The 19,466-nt window shown below is 40.2% G+C and carries 17 protein-coding genes and 1 tRNA gene; 4 read left to right on the top strand and 14 right to left on the bottom strand.

Going from position 1 to position 19,466, the window contains the following annotated elements; translation table 11 throughout:
- Positions 1–168 precede the first annotated feature (168 nt).
- A complete protein-coding gene (locus ACIY14_RS00950; RefSeq protein ID WP_409001214.1) occupies positions 169–864 on the top strand; it encodes a VIT family protein in 696 nt (231 codons plus the stop codon).
- Positions 865–903: 39 nt separating this feature from the next.
- Here ACIY14_RS00950 and ACIY14_RS00945 read toward each other — a convergent pair whose 3' ends face one another.
- From ACIY14_RS00945 to ACIY14_RS00915, 7 genes are all read right to left on the bottom strand, one after another.
- Positions 904–2,892, bottom strand: coding sequence for an FtsX-like permease family protein (locus tag ACIY14_RS00945; protein ID WP_409001213.1), 1,989 nt, complete (start codon positions 2,890–2,892; stop codon positions 904–906).
- A gap of 1 nt (position 2,893) precedes the next feature.
- Complete coding sequence (locus tag ACIY14_RS00940) at positions 2,894–3,652, bottom strand: ABC transporter ATP-binding protein (protein ID WP_409001212.1); 759 nt, start codon at positions 3,650–3,652, stop codon at positions 2,894–2,896.
- Between the two features lie 767 nt (positions 3,653–4,419).
- Entirely contained in the window at positions 4,420–5,943 is a 1,524-nt protein-coding gene (locus ACIY14_RS00935) for a hypothetical protein (RefSeq protein ID WP_409001211.1), read from the bottom strand.
- A gap of 3 nt (positions 5,944–5,946) precedes the next feature.
- Complete coding sequence (locus ACIY14_RS00930; protein WP_409001210.1) at positions 5,947–6,618, bottom strand: hypothetical protein; 672 nt, start codon at positions 6,616–6,618, stop codon at positions 5,947–5,949.
- 190 nt (positions 6,619–6,808) lie between these two features.
- Positions 6,809–7,081, bottom strand: a complete 273-nt coding sequence (locus ACIY14_RS00925; protein WP_001092797.1) for a PspC domain-containing protein — start codon at positions 7,079–7,081, stop codon at positions 6,809–6,811.
- A gap of 59 nt (positions 7,082–7,140) precedes the next feature.
- Positions 7,141–7,584, bottom strand: a complete 444-nt coding sequence (locus tag ACIY14_RS00920; RefSeq protein WP_409001209.1) for a SprT family protein — start codon at positions 7,582–7,584, stop codon at positions 7,141–7,143.
- A complete protein-coding gene (locus tag ACIY14_RS00915; RefSeq protein ID WP_409001208.1) occupies positions 7,571–9,700 on the bottom strand; it encodes a Tex family protein in 2,130 nt (709 codons plus the stop codon). The genes ACIY14_RS00920 and ACIY14_RS00915 overlap by 14 nt, the downstream gene beginning before the upstream one ends.
- Positions 9,701–9,836: 136 nt before the next feature.
- Between ACIY14_RS00915 and ACIY14_RS00910 the strand changes: the two genes are divergently transcribed.
- Genes ACIY14_RS00910 through ACIY14_RS00900 form a run of 3 tightly spaced genes read left to right on the top strand, consistent with a single transcriptional unit; the run spans position 9,837 to position 11,686 of the window.
- Complete coding sequence (locus tag ACIY14_RS00910) at positions 9,837–9,968, top strand: SPJ_0845 family protein (protein WP_000268697.1); 132 nt, start codon at positions 9,837–9,839, stop codon at positions 9,966–9,968.
- Entirely contained in the window at positions 9,969–10,874 is a 906-nt protein-coding gene (locus tag ACIY14_RS00905) for a permease (RefSeq protein ID WP_409001207.1), read from the top strand.
- Entirely contained in the window at positions 10,871–11,686 is an 816-nt protein-coding gene (locus ACIY14_RS00900) for a TIGR03943 family putative permease subunit (RefSeq protein ID WP_409001206.1), read from the top strand. Before ACIY14_RS00905 ends, ACIY14_RS00900 begins: the two co-directional genes overlap by 4 nt.
- A gap of 90 nt (positions 11,687–11,776) precedes the next feature.
- Here the strand turns inward: ACIY14_RS00900 and ACIY14_RS00895 are convergent, their stop codons facing one another.
- From ACIY14_RS00895 to guaC, 7 genes are all read right to left on the bottom strand, one after another.
- A complete protein-coding gene (locus ACIY14_RS00895) occupies positions 11,777–12,190 on the bottom strand; it encodes a type II toxin-antitoxin system death-on-curing family toxin (RefSeq protein WP_409001205.1) in 414 nt (137 codons plus the stop codon).
- Complete coding sequence (locus ACIY14_RS00890; RefSeq protein ID WP_000260599.1) at positions 12,187–12,423, bottom strand: AbrB family transcriptional regulator; 237 nt, start codon at positions 12,421–12,423, stop codon at positions 12,187–12,189. The genes ACIY14_RS00895 and ACIY14_RS00890 overlap by 4 nt, the downstream gene beginning before the upstream one ends.
- 276 nt (positions 12,424–12,699) lie before the next feature.
- The gene (locus ACIY14_RS00885; RefSeq protein ID WP_409001204.1) at positions 12,700–13,626 is read right to left on the bottom strand and encodes a bifunctional riboflavin kinase/FAD synthetase; all 927 of its coding nucleotides are present in this window, start codon (positions 13,624–13,626) and stop codon (positions 12,700–12,702) included.
- A 143-nt stretch (positions 13,627–13,769) separates the two neighbouring features.
- Positions 13,770–17,309, bottom strand: a complete 3,540-nt coding sequence (gene smc, locus ACIY14_RS00880; protein ID WP_409001203.1) for a chromosome segregation protein SMC — start codon at positions 17,307–17,309, stop codon at positions 13,770–13,772.
- Positions 17,300–17,998, bottom strand: coding sequence for a ribonuclease III (gene rnc / locus ACIY14_RS00875; RefSeq protein ID WP_000661473.1), 699 nt, complete (start codon positions 17,996–17,998; stop codon positions 17,300–17,302). Before rnc ends, smc begins: the two co-directional genes overlap by 10 nt.
- A 182-nt stretch (positions 17,999–18,180) precedes the next feature.
- Positions 18,181–18,252: transfer RNA gene (locus ACIY14_RS00870), tRNA-Arg, on the bottom strand.
- A gap of 68 nt (positions 18,253–18,320) precedes the next feature.
- A complete protein-coding gene (gene guaC, locus ACIY14_RS00865) occupies positions 18,321–19,307 on the bottom strand; it encodes a GMP reductase (protein WP_409001202.1) in 987 nt (328 codons plus the stop codon).
- Between the last annotated feature and the right edge of the window lie 159 nt (positions 19,308–19,466).

Raw genomic sequence — 19,466 nt, 5'->3', positions numbered from 1 at the left:
ATTATACCATAGATAAGTTTAAAAAGTTCTAGTACAGTAGGATAGCACTACTTTTTCGTAGAAACTTCAAAAGGATTAAAAATTAGAATCGTAGAACTTTTTTCAGATAGTTTAAAAAGTTTGTATTCCCCTACTCTTTTCTCTATAATGGAGAGAAAGGAGATGACTATGACAGAAATAAAACATGAAATTGATGCTAACTTTGCAGGCCGACTCAATATCCTACGAGCGGGCGTTCTCGGTGCCAATGATGGAATTATTTCCATCGCTGGAGTCGTTATCGGTGTTGCCAGTGCGACAAGCAATATCTGGATTATCTTTTTATCTGGACTAGCCGCTATCCTCGCTGGTGCTTTTTCTATGGCAGGTGGCGAATATGTCTCTGTATCTACTCAGAAAGACACGGAAGAAGCCGCTGTCGCTAGAGAGCAATTACTCTTGGATAAAGACATCGAATCTGCAAAACAATCCCTCTATGCTGCTTATCTTCAAAATGGTGAGTGTGAAACGTCCGCCCAACTCTTGACCAACAAGGCCTTTCTAAAAAATCCACTCAAAGCCTTAGTTGAAGAAAAATATGGTATCGAGTACGAAGAGTTTACCAATCCTTGGCATGCTGCCGCTTCTAGCTTTATCGCCTTTGTACTGGGAAGTCTTCCTCCTATGCTTTCGATCACGGTCTTTCCAAGTGACTTTCGGATTCCAGCTACTGTTCTTATCGTAGCTCTTTCCCTTCTCATTACTGGCTATACCAGTGCTAAACTAGGCAAGGCTCCTACGAAAACTGCTATGATCCGCAACCTCTGTATCGGACTTCTCACCATGGGGGTAACTTACCTATTTGGACAACTCTTTAGCATTTAAGATAAAAGAAATACCTCGATGAATTTCGAGGTATCTTTTTTACATTTGCACTATCTTGCGATAGCTTCTCGACGTAATCATAAAGATCAAGACATAGACGATGAGGAAGATGGCACAAATGGACAGAGTGACTGTCAACATCATAGTTGCATCTAGCACCCCAATGGCTTTTAGGATGAGGCTAAGCATGTGATAGGCAAAAGCAAGGTGTAGGAAGGCAAAGAGCAATGGAAGGAAGAAAACAGTTAGGACCTGTTTGTTGATGGTTTGCTTGATTTGCTTTTGATCGAGTCCGACTTTTTGCAAAATGATATAGCGTTCACGGTCTTCATAGCCCTCAGAGATTTGTTTGTAGTAGATGACCAGAATAGTTCCGACCATAAAGATAATGGAGAGGAAAACACCAATAAAGAAGACCCCACCAAAGAAAGCACTCATCTGTGCACTGCTATCAGCCAGATTGCTTCCGTAAACATAACTTCCTTCTTTACTTAATTCTCTATTGAAATTATCAAGTGATTTTGTAAAGTCGTCAGCAAGTTTGAGCTGTTCTTCCTCACTAGCTGTTACATTCATACCAGCATAAAGTTGATCGAAGAGAGAGGAATCCGGATATTGATCAATAAAGGCCTGCAGATTAGGAACAACAAGATAATTGTAGTCAGATGTTATAATATTATACTGATTTGGCACATGTCCCAGAATGAAATCATTTTTAATCTCTTCTTTAACGGTATAGGTCTGATTATTTAGAGTGAGTTCATTCTGTCCTTGAAGTTCCTTATTCTTAGTAAACAACCCAACTTCATTGCCTGAAAGGGAGAGTTTTTTACCAGTCATGTTTTCATAGTCTTTTTGGTCAAAGACCATGAAAATGGTTTTAGGTTGGACACGATTTTGACCTTTCTCAAAAATTGTTAATTTCGTACCTTCTTGGTTTGCTACACCAAAGTTACTGTATGTAAGGACTTCTTTCTTTGTAACCGTTAATCCCTTATCACTAGCAAACTGACTCAAAAGTTTATCTAAATCTTCTTTTTCAACATTTCGCCCTGTAATTCCAAAATCATGTGGATTCATGAATTTCTTGAAAGTTTCAGAGCCCTTAAAGATACTGGTTGCTGCTGACATGGTTACCAAGACCATGGTTGAGAGAATAGCAATCGTAGCCAAGCCAACCGCATTTTTCTTCATACGGAAGATGAGGTTGGATACGGAAATCATGTTGTTGGGTTGGTAATAGTAACGCTTGTTTTTCTTCAAGATTTGTAGGAATACTGTAATCCCTGCATTGAACAAGAGATAGGTACCAAAGATTACCAGTAAGACTGCTACAAAGAAAATCAGAACAGCATTAAGTGGATTTTCAACGGTAACTGCTAGGAAATAGCCAGCTCCCATACTTATCAAACCTAGAATGGTTTGAAGACCTAAGAAACGTCCTTTTTTCTCACCACTGGCCTTTTCACGAGAGAGCTGAAGGGCATTCATTCGTGCGATACGAAAGGCATTGATAAAAATCAAACCTAGGAAAATAGCGCCAAAAACGATAAGAACTAGGATAAAGACTATTGGTTGGAAGGTTGAAACGAGCTCCACCTTCATTTTCATCAACTTCAGAAGAAGGGCAAAGATTAGCTTATCAAAGAGAGCTCCTAGGCCGAGACCAGCTGTCAGCGTTAAGGAACCAAAAATAAGAAGCTCCTTAAAAACCATACTGATCAAATGGCGCTTTTCAAGACCCAGCATACCATATATACCCAGCTCTTTGGAGCGGTTCTTCATGACAAAACTATTGGCATAAAGGACAATAATTCCAGAAGCGATGGTAACAACCACCATACCGAGAGCCAGGGTCATAGAGATAGTTTCTCCCCCTCGGATCTTGCCAATGTTAGGATTAAGTGACAAAGAGTAAAAAAGATAGGTGATGGTCACTGCTAAGAGAACAGCTAAAGCAAAGGGATAGTAGAGTTTGCGGTTTTTAATCAAGTTAGATACCGCTAACTTATTGGTCAATCGAAACATACTAATTCACCTCGCTTGCCATGACAGTCAAGGTATCAGAGATTTCTTGGAACATCTGACGTTCTGTCTTGTTTCCACGGTAGATTTGGTTGTAAAGAATGCCGTCCTTGATGAAGAGAACACGTTTGGCTCTGCTAGCTGCTGCTATTGAGTGGGTAACCATGAGAATGGTTTGGCCACGCTCATTGATTTCATCAAAAACATCAAGTAAGGCTGCAGATGACTTGGAGTCAAGGGCACCTGTTGGCTCATCCGCAAGCAGAATTTCAGGCTCGGTAATGATGGCGCGTGCTACTGCAACCCGCTGTTTTTGCCCACCAGAGATCTCGTAAGGGTACTTCTCTTGCAATTGGTTGATGCCTAAATTTTCAGCTGTCACTACCAATTTTTTCATCATCTCAGTAATAGGCTTTCTTGATAAGACCAAGGGAAGCAAGATATTGTCCTTAACAGACAAGGTATCTAGCAGGTTAAAGTCTTGGAAAACGAAGCCTAACTTCTCACGACGGAAGCTAGAAGCCTGAGAATTTTTAATGGTTGCTGTGTCTGTTCCGTTTAGGTAGACCTGTCCCCGAGTTGGTTTGTCAAGCATAGCTAGGATGTTGAGCAAGGTTGATTTACCGGAACCAGACTCCCCCATGATGGCAACATAGTCACCCTTTTCTACGGTAAAGTGAATGTCTTTGAGGGCTTCTACTTGGTTGCCTTGGAAACGTGTTTTATAGATTTTTTGAACGTGTTTTACATCTAAAAGTGTCATGATTTTCTCCTTCTTAATATCCCATCATTTGAAACTGTGCTTGCATCATAGCGCATCCCAGTTGAACACGCTCGATATCTTTTTGACTTGGTTTTCTTGTTTTCTTTTGTAAAATTCTTTTCATGGTTTTACTCCTTTGTTCTTTATGAGTCTAGTTTATCGCAAAAAAAGACGGCTTGCCATAACCTAACCTTACAAAAGAGACTTTAATCTTACATTTTTGTAAGATTGAAGAATATCAAGCAATTTCGCTATCAATATTTTACCATAAATAAAATACAAGAAGAAAACCCTTGCGGATGCAAGGGTTAAAAGTTAATCATCTTTTTGATCTCGTCTAGAAATGACGAATTTATCAATGAAGAGAAAATGAAAAAGAAACAAAGGAATTGCTAAAAGACAACCTTCTTCTGAAAAATCCTGTTTCGTTAAGTGGTATAAGTAATTATTGGTTGATAGAAAACTAGTAATCAAAATGAATAGAATCCAGAACACGTCCGTCCATTTATAGTTTTTAAAGTATTTTCTAAGCATGCTAATACCTTCTTTTCTCTTGTAGTAATGTAGCAAAACTTTTGTTATCGTAGATTTACCTCACCAAAACCAACCATCATTGTCTTCAATGGCTTGGGCTTCCTTGCGTTTCTATATTATCATTTAAAGGTTATTGACTGATTTAACTTAATAAAACTAATTTCGGATAGAAATAAATTATCTTTTATAATTATAAATATATTCGTACTTATAAAAGATATTCAATCCGACTATTATAAATATCCTACACAATTAACACCAATTACTCCTCGTCTTAAGAAAGTAGTTTCAAACTTCGTATAATTAGATTTTCTATTTTTTTTCTTTTGAACTTCAAATTTCTTAAATTCGAACTTTTTATATTCAAATTTCTTAAATTCAAATTTTTTATATTCAAATACCTCAATCCCTATTTCTTTTAATACTTGTTCTGGCAATTCGTAATTTTGGTCTACTAAACCAAATAGAGTAAATCCTGAATCGACACAAAATGATAGTACTGGATTGTATATTGAAGAGTAAATTACAGAACCAGCTACCGACCCCACAAAACTACCAATCATGTATCCTAACACAGGAATTTCAATTAGTGATTGACTTGCAACCCCTATAGATAAAGCACATGTTGTTAGAAACATTTCTTTGATTAATTCATTAACCATCTCAGCTCTGCTCATGTTTCCAGTAGTGACTAGATACGAATTTTTCATGGAATTCATCACTAATACAGTCACTGCTCCAACAATTGATGGATCAACAGATTTCATCGCACTACCACATAATCCCGCCTTACAACTTGCTGTAATTGCTGCTGAAACTGTACCTCTTACAAATCCTTCGCCTGCACCTGTAATCGCTGCAAATCCTATCTTTTTAAATTGACCTTCTTCAATTTCTCCATTTTTAATTAGATAAGCTATGGCATTCAATATTTCAGGAGCAACTCTTAACGCCATTGATATTGTTGCTGCAGTTAAGCCAGCTTTGTACGCATGCCTTAAGATATTGGTATACTTTATTAATTCTTCGGTTGTTAAATGTAAGTCCTCAGGATTTACTCCACCCTCTTTAGACAATCTTGCAAGTTCACGTGCTTCCTGTTCCGACAAAGCAATCGATTCATTCCCCTTATTATCTTTAACTTTATCACTGAGTAATTTTAGAGTTTCTTCATAGCGATGAACTTGCTCCGGTCGCTTTACAGCTTCTTCTCTTATTTTTCGCTCTAAAAGCATAGTCGCTTCTTTTAGCTGATCTGATGGAATTACTCTATACTGCCCTGTATAAACTGGATCACTCAAAATTGTGTCTGCTGAGTATCCCCTCTTCTCCAAATATAAATCTAAACTTTCTTTCCCACCTTGTGATTTATATTCGCCAAAACGTTGAAAAATACTCTTAGCTTGTTGTTCTGCACTGGATGCTCCGTTTTTATAATATTTTAAACCAAATTCAGCATCGAAGTTTACTCCCGTAATATCAGGAGACCCAAAATCATGGCTACGATCAACTTGTACTCTGTTTTTTGAAGAATTAATAGCTGCATTAATATTAAAAGTCCCAGCATGCCAAAACTCAGCAACATCTCCCTTTAGTGTATCTATACGTGCACCACTTGTTTCAAAGTCATTTAGATTATTCACCAGCTTCTTTATCTCTGATTCTACAGCGTCTACATAATGTACTCCGGTAGCATGTCCTGAAAAATTACCTGTGTGCTTCTCAAAGAATTCAGATCCCTCTTTAAAGCCATTCATTCTTTATCCCTCCAAGAATTCAGATAATCCATCCATGTATAATATTAAAGTCAAAGCTCGAAATTGTTGGTCAGTTATTTTTCTCTGATCATCTGTTGTTGTAATCCATTTTGTAGCTTCTGCAACCGCATTGACTGCATCCGCTGCAATAGCTGGAGCAGAACCTACTAGGAAAGAAAATAGTGTATTCCCGACATTCGAAATAACATTTGGAATATCTCCCATAGCACCTACCGCAGCATCTATAGCCTGTTCTGGTAGAGATTTTTTAAATTCTATAAGTTCAAATTCGGTTTTATAATTTCGACAAAGCTCAATAAATTCATTATAAGTTTCTGGTTGACTAATAACTTCTGAGACTAGCATCATCCCACGTTTCCCTAACCAACCGTATTTCATTCCATACTTGTCGAATTTTACATTCATGCTAGATATTTCATTCTTACTAGCTTGATTTTCACCTATAAAAAGTATATGTTGATTGGATGTTATAGTTGCCCTATTAGCTAGATAGTCTTTTTCAAGCCAAACAACTACTTCGATAGCACCATCTTTGGTACCTACTACCTCTTCTTCATCATCGTTCGTACTTACAAGCTGGCGTAAATAATTAGCGTATCCTACTGTTTTTTCATCACAAACAATAATTAATTCTGTTGTATTTTGTTCAAACATAAAGTTCCCCCATATTATACATGAATTTATAATTATGATTTCTTATTGCTATGTATTGTTTTCAATGCTTTGGCATGTTTCACCATAATAATCAAAATCATTTTATACGCTTATTATACCATTTCAGGATTTGATTTGACAAGTTTAAAAAACTTCGTCCTATTGGACGAAGTTCATGCTTCTACTATTATCACCAAAACCAACCATCATTATCTTCAATGGCTTGGGCTTCCTTGCGTTTGCGTGGTCCTGTTCCGTACATTTCAGCTTCAATCTCTTCCTTAGTTGGCAGGATAGAGGCAAGGATGATGTAGATTATCACACCAATTCCAAAATTTGCCACGGTAAAAATGGCAAAGAGAAAGCGGACTAGGGTTACATCAAAATTCCACTTGTCTGATAGACCAGCTAAAACTCCTGATACCATACGATTTCGTCTCATTTTATAAAATTTTGTATTCATGATTGTTTCCTCTTTCGGTGTTCTTACAAGTAGTATAGCATGAATCAGAACTATCAACATCAGTCCTTAGGCCGATTTATGATAACGAGTTTACCTCGACAAACTCCACAGCGATAGCGTTTGGTATCAATTCTTCTCTTACGCTGATAAGTCTGCTGGCAGGATTGACACTGATAGACTAGGTAGGTACTTTGGTCTTTCAGAGGGGGAACAAAGCGAAGTCCATCCACTTCTTTCAAAAGTTTCTTAAAATCTCGGTCCCTATGGCGATACCCCTTTTGCTGAAAATAAAGGTGATAGTGACAGAGTTCATGGCGCACGATCTTCCGAAAGATCTCCAAACCTAGTTCATTATAAACCTTGGGATTAAAATCCAAATGCCCATCCTTGGGGAAAAATCGTCCACCTGTCGTTCGCAGACGAGAATTCCACTGGGCTTGGTGCGTGAAAGGTCTACCAAAGTCTTCGAGTGAAACAGACTGAACGTACTCAGTTAGATTCATCTGGAGCTAGGAGCGACAGATTGACTTTTTCACGTTCGGTATCGATTTTCTTAACCCAAACCGTTACCAAATCTCCAACAGACACCACTTGGCTGGGATGTTTGATAAATTTGCGACTCATATGAGAAATATGAATGAGGCCGTCTTCGTGAATCCCGATATCAACGAAGGCACCGAAGTCAACGACATTACGCACCACACCTTCTAGCTTCTGGCCGACTTTTAAGTCTTTGATATCCAGTACATCTTGACGGAGTACAGGTGCATCAAAAGAATCACGGAAATCTCGACCTGGTTTGAGAAGGTCGGCAATAATATCTTTAAGGGTTTCTGGGCCAAGATCTAGTTCTTGCGCCATCTCCTTAACTGAAAGGGACTTAAGCTTATTTTGTGCTTCTTCATTCAAGTCCTTGATATCCAAGCGTTTGAAAAGCTCCTTAACCGCAGCATAGTTCTCTGGATGAACTCCTGTATTATCGAGGATATTGCTACTTTCTGGGATACGGAGGAAACCTGCAGCTTGCTCGAAGGCTTTGGCACCGAGGCGAGGAACCTTCTTGATTTGAGCGCGTGAAGTGATTTTTCCTTCTTCCTCACGGTATTTGACAATATTTTCAGAGATGGTTTTATTGAGTCCAGCCACGTGGGAAAGAAGAGCTGGACTGGCTGTATTGACATTGACACCGACTTGGTTGACCACGGTATCGACGACAAAATCCAGACTTTCAGACAGTTTCTTCTGACTAACATCGTGCTGGTATTGCCCGACACCGATTGACTTGGGATCAATTTTGACCAATTCAGCAAGGGGATCTTGCAAACGACGGGCGATAGAGATAGCCGATCGTTTTTCAACGGTTAATTCTGGAAATTCCTGACGGGCAAGTTCGCTGGCAGAATAGACAGAAGCGCCACTTTCATTGACAATGACATAGCTCACTTCTGGAAAATCTTTCAGAACTTCCGCCACAAAGGCTTCACTTTCACGACTGGCCGTCCCATTTCCGATGGCAATAATTTCCACGCTGTATTGACCAATCAAGTCTGCCAAATCTTTCTTGGCCTCTTCGATTTGACGAGCTGATGCTGGTTTGACAGGATAAATGACCTGAGTCGTCAGCATTTTCCCCGTCGCATCAACGACAGCCAGCTTGGCACCTGTACGAAAGGCAGGGTCAAAGCCTAGAACCACGCGCCCTTTCAGTGGAGCAACCAAGAGGAGATTTCGCAAGTTGTCAGAAAAGAGTTGGATAGCTCCTTCTTCTGCCTTCTCAGTTAATTCTGTCCGAATGCGTCGCTCGATAGCAGGCAAGACCTTTTTCTTAACAGATTGCTGGATAACTTCATCAATATAGGCGTTTTTCACCTTGAAACGAGCAGCAAAGAAAGCTAGAATACGATCCGTTGCATGTTCAAAACTAACCTTCAAAATACCTAATTTTTCCCCACGATTGAGGGCTAAGGTTCGATAGCCCTGCATGTTGCCAACTGTCTCCGAAAAATCATAATAAATCTGAAAAACTTGTTTTTCATCAAGACTTTCATCCTTGACTTGCGAAGTGATTTTAGAGTGTCTCAGCACCTCCTGATAGGTCATAGCACGTAGATTGACGTCTTCAGATAGGGCTTCTACCAAGATATCAACTGCACCAGCCAAAGCTTCTTGACCAGTCACAAATCCTTCACAGACAAACTTCTCGGCCTCTTTCTCTAAGCCATCTACATTTTGCAAGATCAAGCGAGCAAGAGGAAAGAGTCCTGCTTCTCGGGCAATAGTTGCCTTGGTCCGACGCTTTTCCTTATAAGGAAGGTAGAGTTCTTCTACGTCCGATAATTTTTCAGCTGCCAGGATAGCTTCCTCCAATTCCTTGGTCAGCTTGCCTTGTTCTTGAATCTTAGACAAGACAGCTTCTTTACGGTCGTTGAGATTTGTCAGACTTTTATCTAGGTCGATAATGGCCTTAATCGCTACCTCATCCAGACTACCAGTCATGTCCTTCCGGTAACGTGCAATGAAGGGAATTGTCGCCCCTTCAGCCGTCAAACTTAGAACGGTATCGATTTGCTTTAAGGTTACACCCAAATCTTGGGAAATTTTTTCATATTTTTTATCCATATACCTATTATACCATAAGGAACAAGGCTTGTTTCACCTTATCTGTTTTTACCTCTTTGATTATCAAAATAAAAATAATCCCTTTTCCGCAAAATAATAGTATAATAGAGGTAACATTTAGAAAAGAGGTAGGCCCATGGCTGTTAAATTTACAAAAACGGATGACTTGGACAAGATGTTTGAAGAATTCGCCAAACTTCCTGACTTAACACAAGTCACTTTCCCAGATGACAAAAACAAAAAAGAAAAAGTTGAGAAGAAAAAATAGATGACACTTTTCCAATCTCTTCCTCCTAGTGTATTACAAGCGGGAGCTATTTTTCTCTCAATCATCATCGAAGCCCTTCCTTTTGTTTTGATTGGTAGTATTATTTCCGGCTGGATTGAAGTCTATATCACACCAGATAAAGTCACTGAGTTTCTCCCTCGCAATCGTTGGGGGAGGATCTTTTTTGGTACCTTCATTGGCTTTCTCTTCCCATCCTGCGAGTGTGGAATCGTTCCAATCATCAATCGTTTTTTGGAAAAGAAAGTCCCCAGCTACACGGCCGTTCCCTTTCTGGTGACTGCTCCCATCATCAATCCTATCGTTCTTTTCGCTACCTATTCTGCCTTTGGTAATTCCTTAAAAATTACCTTCTTGCGAGCTCTGGGAGCTATTTTAGTCGCATTGATGTTAGGAATTTTTCTAGGATTTTTCTGGAAGGAACCCATTCAAAAAGAGAATCCTATTGCTTGTCATGAACATGACTTTTCACACTTGACCCCTGCTAGAAAAGCCTTTCAGGTCTTTATACAGGCTATTGACGAGTTTTTCGATATGGGGCGTTACCTGGTCTTTGGCTGTCTCTTTGCAGCTATCGTCCAGGTCTATGTCCCGACTCGGATCCTGACCTCTATCAGTGCTAGTCCAGTCCTTGCGATTCTCTTGCTCATGTTTCTTGCCTTTCTCCTTTCCCTCTGTAGTGAGGCGGATGCCTTTATCGGTGCTTCTCTCCTCTCGAGCTTTGGTCTTGCTCCTGTTCTTGCCTTTCTGGTCATCGGCCCCATGCTTGATATCAAAAATCTCCTCATGATGAAACACTACCTAAAACCCCACTTCATATGGCAATTCATGGGCATCGTGACAGTGCTTGTCTTGCTTTATTCTTACATGATAGGGGTGATGCTATGATTCGATTTTTCATTCTACTGGGCTATTTTGCTCTGACCCTTTACCTCAAGCTATCTGGCAAGCTCAGCCACTACATCAACCTCCACTATTCCTATCTAGTCTATATCTCCATGTTCCTTTCTCTTCTCTTGGCTCTGGTACAATTCTACATTTGGATTAAGAAAATCAACTCTCACAGCCATATGGAAAGTCGTCGTGCTAGACAAATCAGCATCCTTTTACTGTCTCTACCTCTCTTGATTGGAGTTGCCTTTCCGACAGTAAGTTTGGACTCGAGAACCGTATCTGCCAAAGGCTATCATTTCCCACTTGCTGAAGGAATTGACACAGCTATTCAGGCAAGCGAAGGAACATCCAGTCAATACCTCAAACCCGATACCAGTACCTATTTTTCCAAATCTGCTTATGAAAAGGAAATGAGGACTACAGCTGATAAATACATCTCCCAGCCAACCATTCAGATTACAGACGAAAACTATATGGAAGTCATGGAAGTTCTCTATGACTATCCACAAGAGTTTGAAGGAAAGAAAATCGAGTTTACAGGCTTTGTCTATAACGACCCTAGTCATCCAGATAGCCAGTTCCTCTTTCGCTTTGGGATTATTCACTGTATCGCTGACTCTGGTGTATATGGGCTCTTGACCAAGGGAAACTCACGCCAGTATCCTGACAATACCTGGATTATCGCTAGAGGAACCCTGACCCTTCACTACCATAAAGAACTCAAACAAAAACTCCCAACACTAGAGGTTGAGAGTTTCACAAAAGTAGACAAACCAGAAAATCCTTATGTCTATCGTGTGTTTTAAAAAGAGACAATATCAGAGTTTCTGCATTACAGAATTCTAATATTGTCTCTTCATTTTTTTCTGATGCTCATTTCAATCCAACATACTAGCTTATTTTTTGACCTTTTCTCTGATAGAATGTTCAGAAACCCATTTAGAATAGCTTATCATTTTTTCATCAGTCAAATCGTCTACCGCTATAGTCACACACATATCAACCGCTTCTTCCACAGAAACAGAAAAGTGATAACCATTTAATTGTAAAAATTTCACCAAAACATAAAAGGCTGTTCGTTTATTGGCATTGGCAAAAACACGCTTCTTTATCAATTGGACAAATAATATTGTTGATTTATCAAAAATTGTTGGATAAAGAGGTTTGCCAAAAACAAATTGTTCTGGTAAGTTCACAATCATATTTAACGCTGAAAGACTAACTGTTTGAATTTGCTCATTTGGAGAATACCGTTGAATTACTAAAGCATTGATTTTTTCAATTTGCTTTTCTGTTAAATAGACTGTCATTTTTCCACCAAAGCTTTGAAAACATCGTCGTATTCATCAAAAATTGTATCCAATTTCAAGTCAAAGGCATCATCAGATACATAAGAAACCTGATGATCCAATTCTTCAGGAGTAAAGATAATTTCGCCACTTGGTAACAATTTCGCTTCGTATTTAACACCACTTGGAATATTGAACTCGCTTGGAATCGTAATGGTGATTGAATTTCCTTGTTTTCTTGTTTTTACTACCATCTGCTTTCCTCCTTTGAAGTATTATAACAAATAATTACGGTAATTACAATGATAGTGTAAAACTGCTATCTCATCTCAAATCTTAACTGAAATACTCCTGAATAAGTGATTTTTTAATTCACCTGTAATCATACTAGTCTCTTTTCTTTGGTTTTAAAGTTATGAATATCACTATTTTAACAGATTTTCAATTAAGCTTCAATTATGTTCCTCGCTATAAAAATTTCTTTCAAAAATAAAAAAGCGAACACAAAATATGGTTCACTTTTTTAACTCTCACTCTCCATCCTTCCAGTTTCGAGCAATCTCTTCGTCTTTCTGGAGTTGGTCTACGAGCTCTTCGATGGAGTCAAATTTGACCATATCACGGACACGGTCTAGCCAGTAGACCATGACTGTCTCACCATAAATATCATCTGAAAAGTCGAAAATATTGACTTCAAAACGTGGCTCTTCTCCATCAAAAGTAACATTTTTCCCAACACTTGCCATGCCACGATATCTCTGACGTTGTACTTCTACATCAACTACGTAAACACCGTCTGCTGGCATATAAGTTCGATCTCTTAGAACTAGATTGGCTGTTGGATAACCAATAGTCCGCCCACGAGCATTTCCATGAACGACCATTCCACGAGATGGGAGCGGAGTGCCGAGCAGATGATTGACTTCCTTTACATCTCCATCAAGAATTGCCTGACGAATCCGTGTAGAACTAATCTTGCCCTTTTCGTCTTCGACCGGAGGAACAATGATGATCTCTCCATCAAAATAATCCTTCAGGTCATCCGCAGTTTTCTTATCAGAGCCAAAAGTATAGTCAAATCCTGCTACAATAATAGCTGGTTTTAAAGCTCGAACATAGGTATTAAAGAATTCTTGACCCGTTAAACTAGCAAATTTGCTACTAAAGTCAAGTAAGAAAAGAGCCTCTACCCCATGCCATTTCATCTTGTGCTCCCGTTCCTCGTGATTGACGATATGGAGCATAAGCTCAGGTTGGTAAGGTTGCAAGGCAAGTTTTGGCGATTCTGTAAAGGTCATCACGACAACTGGCAGATAATCCTTCATAGAAGCCTTGCTGGCCACTTCAAAAAGTTTCTGATGCCCCTTGTGGATGCCATCAAAATAACCTAATACAAGGACTGTTTCCCCCGGTACTGCAATGTCTTTTTCGTTCTTAATAGGTACTGTTGTAATCATAAAACTATTATATCATAGAGAAAGTCTTTTCGCTAAGAGGAAATCCCAAATGTCGTTTTCTGTGCCTGAACTGACCTTAAGTGAAAATTTAGCACTTTAGTTTTAAAAAATAGCACCTCCTAAGAGATGCTATCGTTTAGTAACTAGTCTATTGTTTCTTCCAAATCTTTTAACTTAACCGAAACAATCTTAGACACACCTGATTCTTGCATGGTAACTCCATAGATAGAGTCCGCTGCCGCCATCGTCCCCTTACGGTGGGTTACGACGATAAACTGACTATCCTTGTCAAAGCGGTTGAGGTAATCCCCAAAACGTTTGACATTGGCTTCGTCCAGCGCCGCCTCTACCTCGTCCAAGATGACGAAAGGAATGGTCTTAACTCGGATAATGGAGAAGAGCAAAGCCAGAGCTGATAGTGCTTTCTCCCCACCACTCATGAGGTTGAGAGACTGGATTTTCTTACCTGGAGGTTGAACAGAAATCTCCACACCAGCTGTTAAAAGATCGCCCTCAGTCAATATCAAGTCTGCTTGACCTCCGCCAAACATCTGTCTAAAGGTCACTTTAAAGGACTCACGAATAGCTTCAAAGGTTGATTTGAAGCGTTCCTTAACCTCATCATTCATCTCTGTGATGGTGTCAAGAAGAAGGTTTTTCGCAGAAAGAATATCATCTCTCTGACTATTTAGAAATTCCAAGCGGTTATGGACTTCTTCATATTGCTTAATAGCATCCAAATTGACTGGACCCAGTGAGCGAATAGCCTTCTCAAGATCTTTAACCTCTTGCTCCGCCAGATTGAGATTTTCCAGTTCATGAGCCTTTTCTAGAGCCTCATTGTAGCTAATCTGGTACTGGTCTGTCAACTGACCTTGTAGATGGCGCAAGCGTTCGCTGACCTTTTCCTTCTTGGCTTCAGCACGTGTTTGTTTACGAATCCACTCTTCATTCTGCTGGCGAGCCTGATCCAAATGGCTGGCAATATCATCCAGTTGACCCTCGATATCATCCAATTCAAACTGCTTGCGAATCAAACCTTGTTGGAGGTTTGTTTTCTGAGTTTTAGCCTCTTCCGCTTGTTGACTTAGCAGATCCGTATCAACCTTCTCAAGATTATCAACCTTTTCTTGGAGGAGACGCTGGATTTCCTCTTGTTCAATATCCAGATTATCCAGTTCCTTACCTAGGCGTTCAATATCAGTAACTTCGTACCGCTTTTGTCCTTGCAGTTCGGACTTAAGCAAGCGTGCTTGAGAAACCTGTTCCTGCAAGTTTTGATAGCGTTCTTGAATAGCGTTTTTGTTAGACTTAATCTCTTCAATCTCAGCTTCTAGATTTTGCTTTTCACTTGCGATAGTAGTAAGGCGCTCTTGGCATTTTTCCTTATCCGCTTGCCAATCTCCTTCAGTAAGGCGATTTAATTCCTCTTCTTGAAGTTTCAAAAGCGTTTCCAGTTCTTCGACCTGCTGATTGGTTTGTTGATAGGCTAGGTACAAACCTTGCTCCTGAATACGAGCTTGCTCGCCTTGAGATTTGATAGCTTCTAATCTTTCTGCCAATACCGCCATCTCATCTTGCAATATCTTCAAACTTTCTTCTTCTGATCGCAAACTAGCTTCTTCTTCAGCAATTTCTTTTTGTAATTGCTCCAGCTCTGGCTTGATGAAGATACTGTTATTTTGGCGATTGGCACCACCCGCGTAGGAACCACCTGTTCGCAACTCTGTACCATCAAGCGTCACCATGCGAACCTGATAACGAACTTGGCGAGCTGCGGCACGCGCATGTTCTACAGTATCAAATATTGCTGTCGTTGCGAGCAAATTCTTAAAAATGGCTTCTAATCTCTTGTCAAACGACACCAACTCATCAGCCATACCAAGGAAGCCTGGACTTGCTGCGATAGCATCTTGATTCTGACTAGAAATCGTACGAGCCTTGATAGTCGTCAGTGGAAGAAAGGTTGCACGACCAGCTCTGTTACGTTTGAGGAAATCAATCGCCTTGGTTGCCGCATTTTCATCTTCTACGATGATATGCTGACTGCTAGCTCCAAGTGCAATCTCCAATGCAGTTTGATAACGCACATCAAAAGTCAGATGCTCACTGACTGCACCAATGATCCCACCAAGACGGTCTTTTTCTTGGAGAACACTCTTAACACCCGCATAAAAGTTGCTATGATTTCTCAAAATATTTTCCAAACTTTGGGCTCTAGCCTGCTTGTTTTTGAGACTGTCCAGACGATCAAAGAGCTGGCTCTGCTGGGCTTGGTAAGAAACTTTCTGTTCCTCTTGTTCCTTGGCACTAGCTTGGTAGTCAGCCAATAATTTCTGAACCTGCTCCTTGGCAGATTCAAGCTCAGTCTTTTGCTGACTTGCCTTCTCTTTTGCTGTAGCCAGTTGTTCTTTCAGTTTCTCAAGTTGATCTGCCTGTTTTTGAGATAACTGACGGCTGTTCTCTAGTTCATTCTCGATGCGGGTCAGTTGGTTTGAGACATCCGCTTCTTCTTGTAAAAGAGCGACAAAGCGTTCGCGCAAGAGCTCGATCATCTGGTCAGGATCATCTGAAAAAGCTAGCAATTCTGCTTCTAAACGATTGAGTTCCTTGTTATTTTCAGCTAGACTTTCCTCTAACTGTGCCAGATTTGCTTCTTTTTCAGATTTTTCTTTACTTAGAGTCTTCCTCTTATCTTCCAAAATCGCCAAACGGGCTTGTGCTTCTTGTTGATTGAGGGCTACCTGCTCGGACTCCAGTTTTGAAAGGGCTAATTTTCGCTCTAAGTCACTGATCAAACTAGTCAAATCCATCAAGTTTCCTTGGTCTTTGGACATTTGAGCTTGGAGATCTTGGCGTTTCTTTTTAAGAGTTTGATTTTCCTCCTCTAACTCTTGACGCTTTTGGTAATAGCTAGTCAAAAGTTCCTGAAGCTGAGTTAGTTCTTCTTCTGCCAGCTCTAGTTCAGCCTTGTTTTCCTTGATCTGAGCGACCAAAACATCCAAGTAAATAGCCTTACGTTGACCATCCAAGTCTAGAAACTTCCGAGCATTCTCGGCTTGTTTGGCAAGAGGCTTGATTTGATTGTCCAACTCATAGATAATATCCTCTAAGCGGTCTAGATTGTCCTGAGTTTGTTGCAGTTTGCTCTCTGTTTCTTTTCTACGAGTCTTGTATTTCAAAACTCCAGCAGCTTCTTCAAAAATAGCTCGGCGTTCTTCGGGTTTGGAGTTAAAAATCTCCTCTACCTTCCCTTGAGAGATGATGGAGAAGGAATCCCGTCCCAAACCGGTATCCAAGAAGAGGTCATGAATATCACGCAAGCGCACTTTCTTTCCATCAATTCGATACTCGCTATCTCCACTACGGTAGATATGGCGTTCTACCTTAATGACTTGCCCTGCATCCTTGATAAAGCCATCTTCATTGTCCAAGGTCACGATAACAGAGGCATAATTGAGTGGTTTGCGACTTTCTGTTCCAGCAAAGATAACGTCAGGCATCTTGCCACCACGAAGGCTCTTGACACTGGACTCCCCCAGTGCCCATCGCAGACTTTCTGTGATATTTGACTTTCCAGATCCATTTGGCCCAACGACAGCTGTCACACCTTGATCAAAAACGACCTTGGTCTTGTCAGCAAAAGACTTGAATCCCTGGATCTCAATCTCCTTTAAATACATGAACCCAGCCCTTTCTCAACGGCATTTTTTGCGGCCTCTTGCTCTGCCAATTTTTTAGAACGGCCTTGACCTTTTCCGATACTCTTGCCCTCAACTAGAACTTCTACATCAAAAACCTTGTCATGGGCAGGTCCCGTTTCAGATGTCACCTGGTAGCGAATATCCACATCTCCATTGACTTGGAGCAACTCTTGCAGATGTGTCTTGTAATCCTTAATCATTTCAAAGTCACCTGCTTCAACCTTGGGAATCATGACTTGATAGATGAACTCTTTTACCCTAGCAACATCCTTGTCTAAAAGCAACGCTCCCAAAAAGGCTTCAAAGGCATCTCCAAGAATGGTGTCACGATTGCGCCCACCAGACTTTTCTTCTCCTTTTCCTAGCTTGATAAACTGATCAAACTGGCAATCACGCGCAAAACCAGCCAAACTCTCCTCACGGACAATCATAGCACGGAGTTTGGACAAATCTCCCTCTGGTTTCTTAGGATATTTTTTATACAGATATTCTGAAATCAATAATTGCAGAACAGCGTCTCCTAAAAATTCCAAGCGCTCATTGTGTGAAATTTTTAAGAGGCGGTGCTCATTGGCATAACTCGTATGAGTAAAAGCCGTTTCCAATAAATTCTTGTCTGCAAATTCGATTGCAAAACGCTTCTTTAGTACAGTTTGTAATTCTTTCATACCAACCTCTTTCTAACTGATAACAGTCTCTTTTATTATATCAAAAAAAGCCCCCTGAGTCACTTTAAAACGGGACTAGAGGGGATTTGAGCATTTTTTAGAATAAAATTTCCAATTTTAGGGGCAAATTTGGGTCAAGATAAAGAAAAAGCCTTATTTAAGGCTTTCCTAGACCGTTTACATCCACCCTGAGGGAATCGAACCCCCATCTCAAGAACCGGAATCTTACGTGATATCCATTACACTAAGGGTGGAAACTTGTCTTATTATAACAAAAATTTGCTCTAATAACAAGTTTTTTTATGGGTAGACTACGCGTCCATTAGTGGGATGCATCCCCGTTCCAGATAGAGTTTTTCACGATAACATAATCAACATGTTTAAGGTCAGCAAGCCTGCGTCCACCTGCGTAGGAAATAGCACTTTGCAAGTCCTGCTCCATCTCAGTAAGGGTGTCTTGCAAATGCCCTTTGGCAGGCAGTAAGATGCGTTTACCTTCTACATTTTTATAAGCGCCTTTTTGATACTGTGAAGCTGAACCATAGTATTCTTTGAACTGTTCGCCATCGACTTCAATCGTTTTCCCTGGGCTTTCGATGTGTCCTGCAAAAAGGGAACCAATCATGACCATGCTAGCACCAAAACGGATAGACTTGGCAATGTCACCATGGGTACGAATCCCACCATCAGCGATGATTGGTTTACGCGCAGCCTTAGCACACCAGCGTAGGGCAGCCAACTGCCAACCACCTGTACCAAAACCTGTTTTCACCTTGGTAATACAAACCTTCCCAGGACCAATTCCAACCTTAGTAGCATCTGCACCAGCATTTTCCAATTCACGCACAGCTTCTGGAGTTCCGACGTTACCAGCGATTACAAAAGTATCAGGTAATTCTTTCTTGATGTGCTGAATCATCGAGATCACGCTATCCGCATGTCCATGAGCAATATCAATCGTGATATACTCAGGAGCATCAGCCTTGAGCTGGCTAACAAAGTCATACTCGTAATCCTTGACACCAACAGAAATGGAAGCAATGAGCCCTTGATCGTGCATACGTTTGATAAAAGGAATGCGTCCCGCTTCATCAAAACGGTGCATAATGTAGAAGTAACCGCCTTTAACAAGTTGCTCTGCTACGTTCTCATCCAAAATCGTCTGCATATTTGCTGGCACAACAGGTAGTTTAAAAGTGTGTTTTCCAAACGTAATACTTGTATCCGCTTCTGAACGGCTTTTAATCACACATTTATTAGGGATCAACTGAATATCTTCGTAATCAAAAATTGGAAATTCATTTAACATATCGATGTCTCATTTCTTTTATAATGACCTACCTATGCTTACGCATCCCTACGCCTTTTCCCGACGTTTCCTTAATTTATTATAAACCAAAGTACAGTTTTTGTCAAATATTTGTAACAATCACATTATATCGTTCGGAAATTACTTATATAAATAGCA

The organism is Streptococcus sp. ST16 (assembly GCF_046098135.1).
Classification (GTDB): domain Bacteria; phylum Bacillota; class Bacilli; order Lactobacillales; family Streptococcaceae; genus Streptococcus.
Note: the sequence above shows the minus strand (reverse complement) of the source record. Positions and strands in the feature narration are given on the sequence as shown.

What these genes read in the sequence shown, in the direction of transcription:
- ACIY14_RS00950 (WP_409001214.1), top strand. Translation starts at nt 169, where the DNA reads ATGACAGAAATAAAACATGAAATTGATGCTAACTTTGCAGGCCGACTC.
- ACIY14_RS00945 (WP_409001213.1), bottom strand. Translation starts at nt 2,892, where the DNA reads ATGTTTCGATTGACCAATAAGTTAGCGGTATCTAACTTGATTAAAAAC.
- ACIY14_RS00940 (WP_409001212.1), bottom strand. Translation starts at nt 3,652, where the DNA reads ATGACACTTTTAGATGTAAAACACGTTCAAAAAATCTATAAAACACGT.
- ACIY14_RS00935 (WP_409001211.1), bottom strand. Translation starts at nt 5,943, where the DNA reads ATGAATGGCTTTAAAGAGGGATCTGAATTCTTTGAGAAGCACACAGGT.
- ACIY14_RS00930 (WP_409001210.1), bottom strand. Translation starts at nt 6,618, where the DNA reads ATGTTTGAACAAAATACAACAGAATTAATTATTGTTTGTGATGAAAAA.
- ACIY14_RS00925 (WP_001092797.1), bottom strand. Translation starts at nt 7,081, where the DNA reads ATGAATACAAAATTTTATAAAATGAGACGAAATCGTATGGTATCAGGA.
- ACIY14_RS00920 (WP_409001209.1), bottom strand. Translation starts at nt 7,584, where the DNA reads ATGAATCTAACTGAGTACGTTCAGTCTGTTTCACTCGAAGACTTTGGT.
- ACIY14_RS00915 (WP_409001208.1), bottom strand. Translation starts at nt 9,700, where the DNA reads ATGGATAAAAAATATGAAAAAATTTCCCAAGATTTGGGTGTAACCTTA.
- ACIY14_RS00910 (WP_000268697.1), top strand. Translation starts at nt 9,837, where the DNA reads ATGGCTGTTAAATTTACAAAAACGGATGACTTGGACAAGATGTTTGAA.
- ACIY14_RS00905 (WP_409001207.1), top strand. Translation starts at nt 9,969, where the DNA reads ATGACACTTTTCCAATCTCTTCCTCCTAGTGTATTACAAGCGGGAGCT.
- ACIY14_RS00900 (WP_409001206.1), top strand. Translation starts at nt 10,871, where the DNA reads ATGATTCGATTTTTCATTCTACTGGGCTATTTTGCTCTGACCCTTTAC.
- ACIY14_RS00895 (WP_409001205.1), bottom strand. Translation starts at nt 12,190, where the DNA reads ATGACAGTCTATTTAACAGAAAAGCAAATTGAAAAAATCAATGCTTTA.
- ACIY14_RS00890 (WP_000260599.1), bottom strand. Translation starts at nt 12,423, where the DNA reads ATGGTAGTAAAAACAAGAAAACAAGGAAATTCAATCACCATTACGATT.
- ACIY14_RS00885 (WP_409001204.1), bottom strand. Translation starts at nt 13,626, where the DNA reads ATGATTACAACAGTACCTATTAAGAACGAAAAAGACATTGCAGTACCG.
- smc (WP_409001203.1), bottom strand. Translation starts at nt 17,309, where the DNA reads ATGTATTTAAAGGAGATTGAGATCCAGGGATTCAAGTCTTTTGCTGAC.
- rnc (WP_000661473.1), bottom strand. Translation starts at nt 17,998, where the DNA reads ATGAAAGAATTACAAACTGTACTAAAGAAGCGTTTTGCAATCGAATTT.
- guaC (WP_409001202.1), bottom strand. Translation starts at nt 19,307, where the DNA reads ATGTTAAATGAATTTCCAATTTTTGATTACGAAGATATTCAGTTGATC.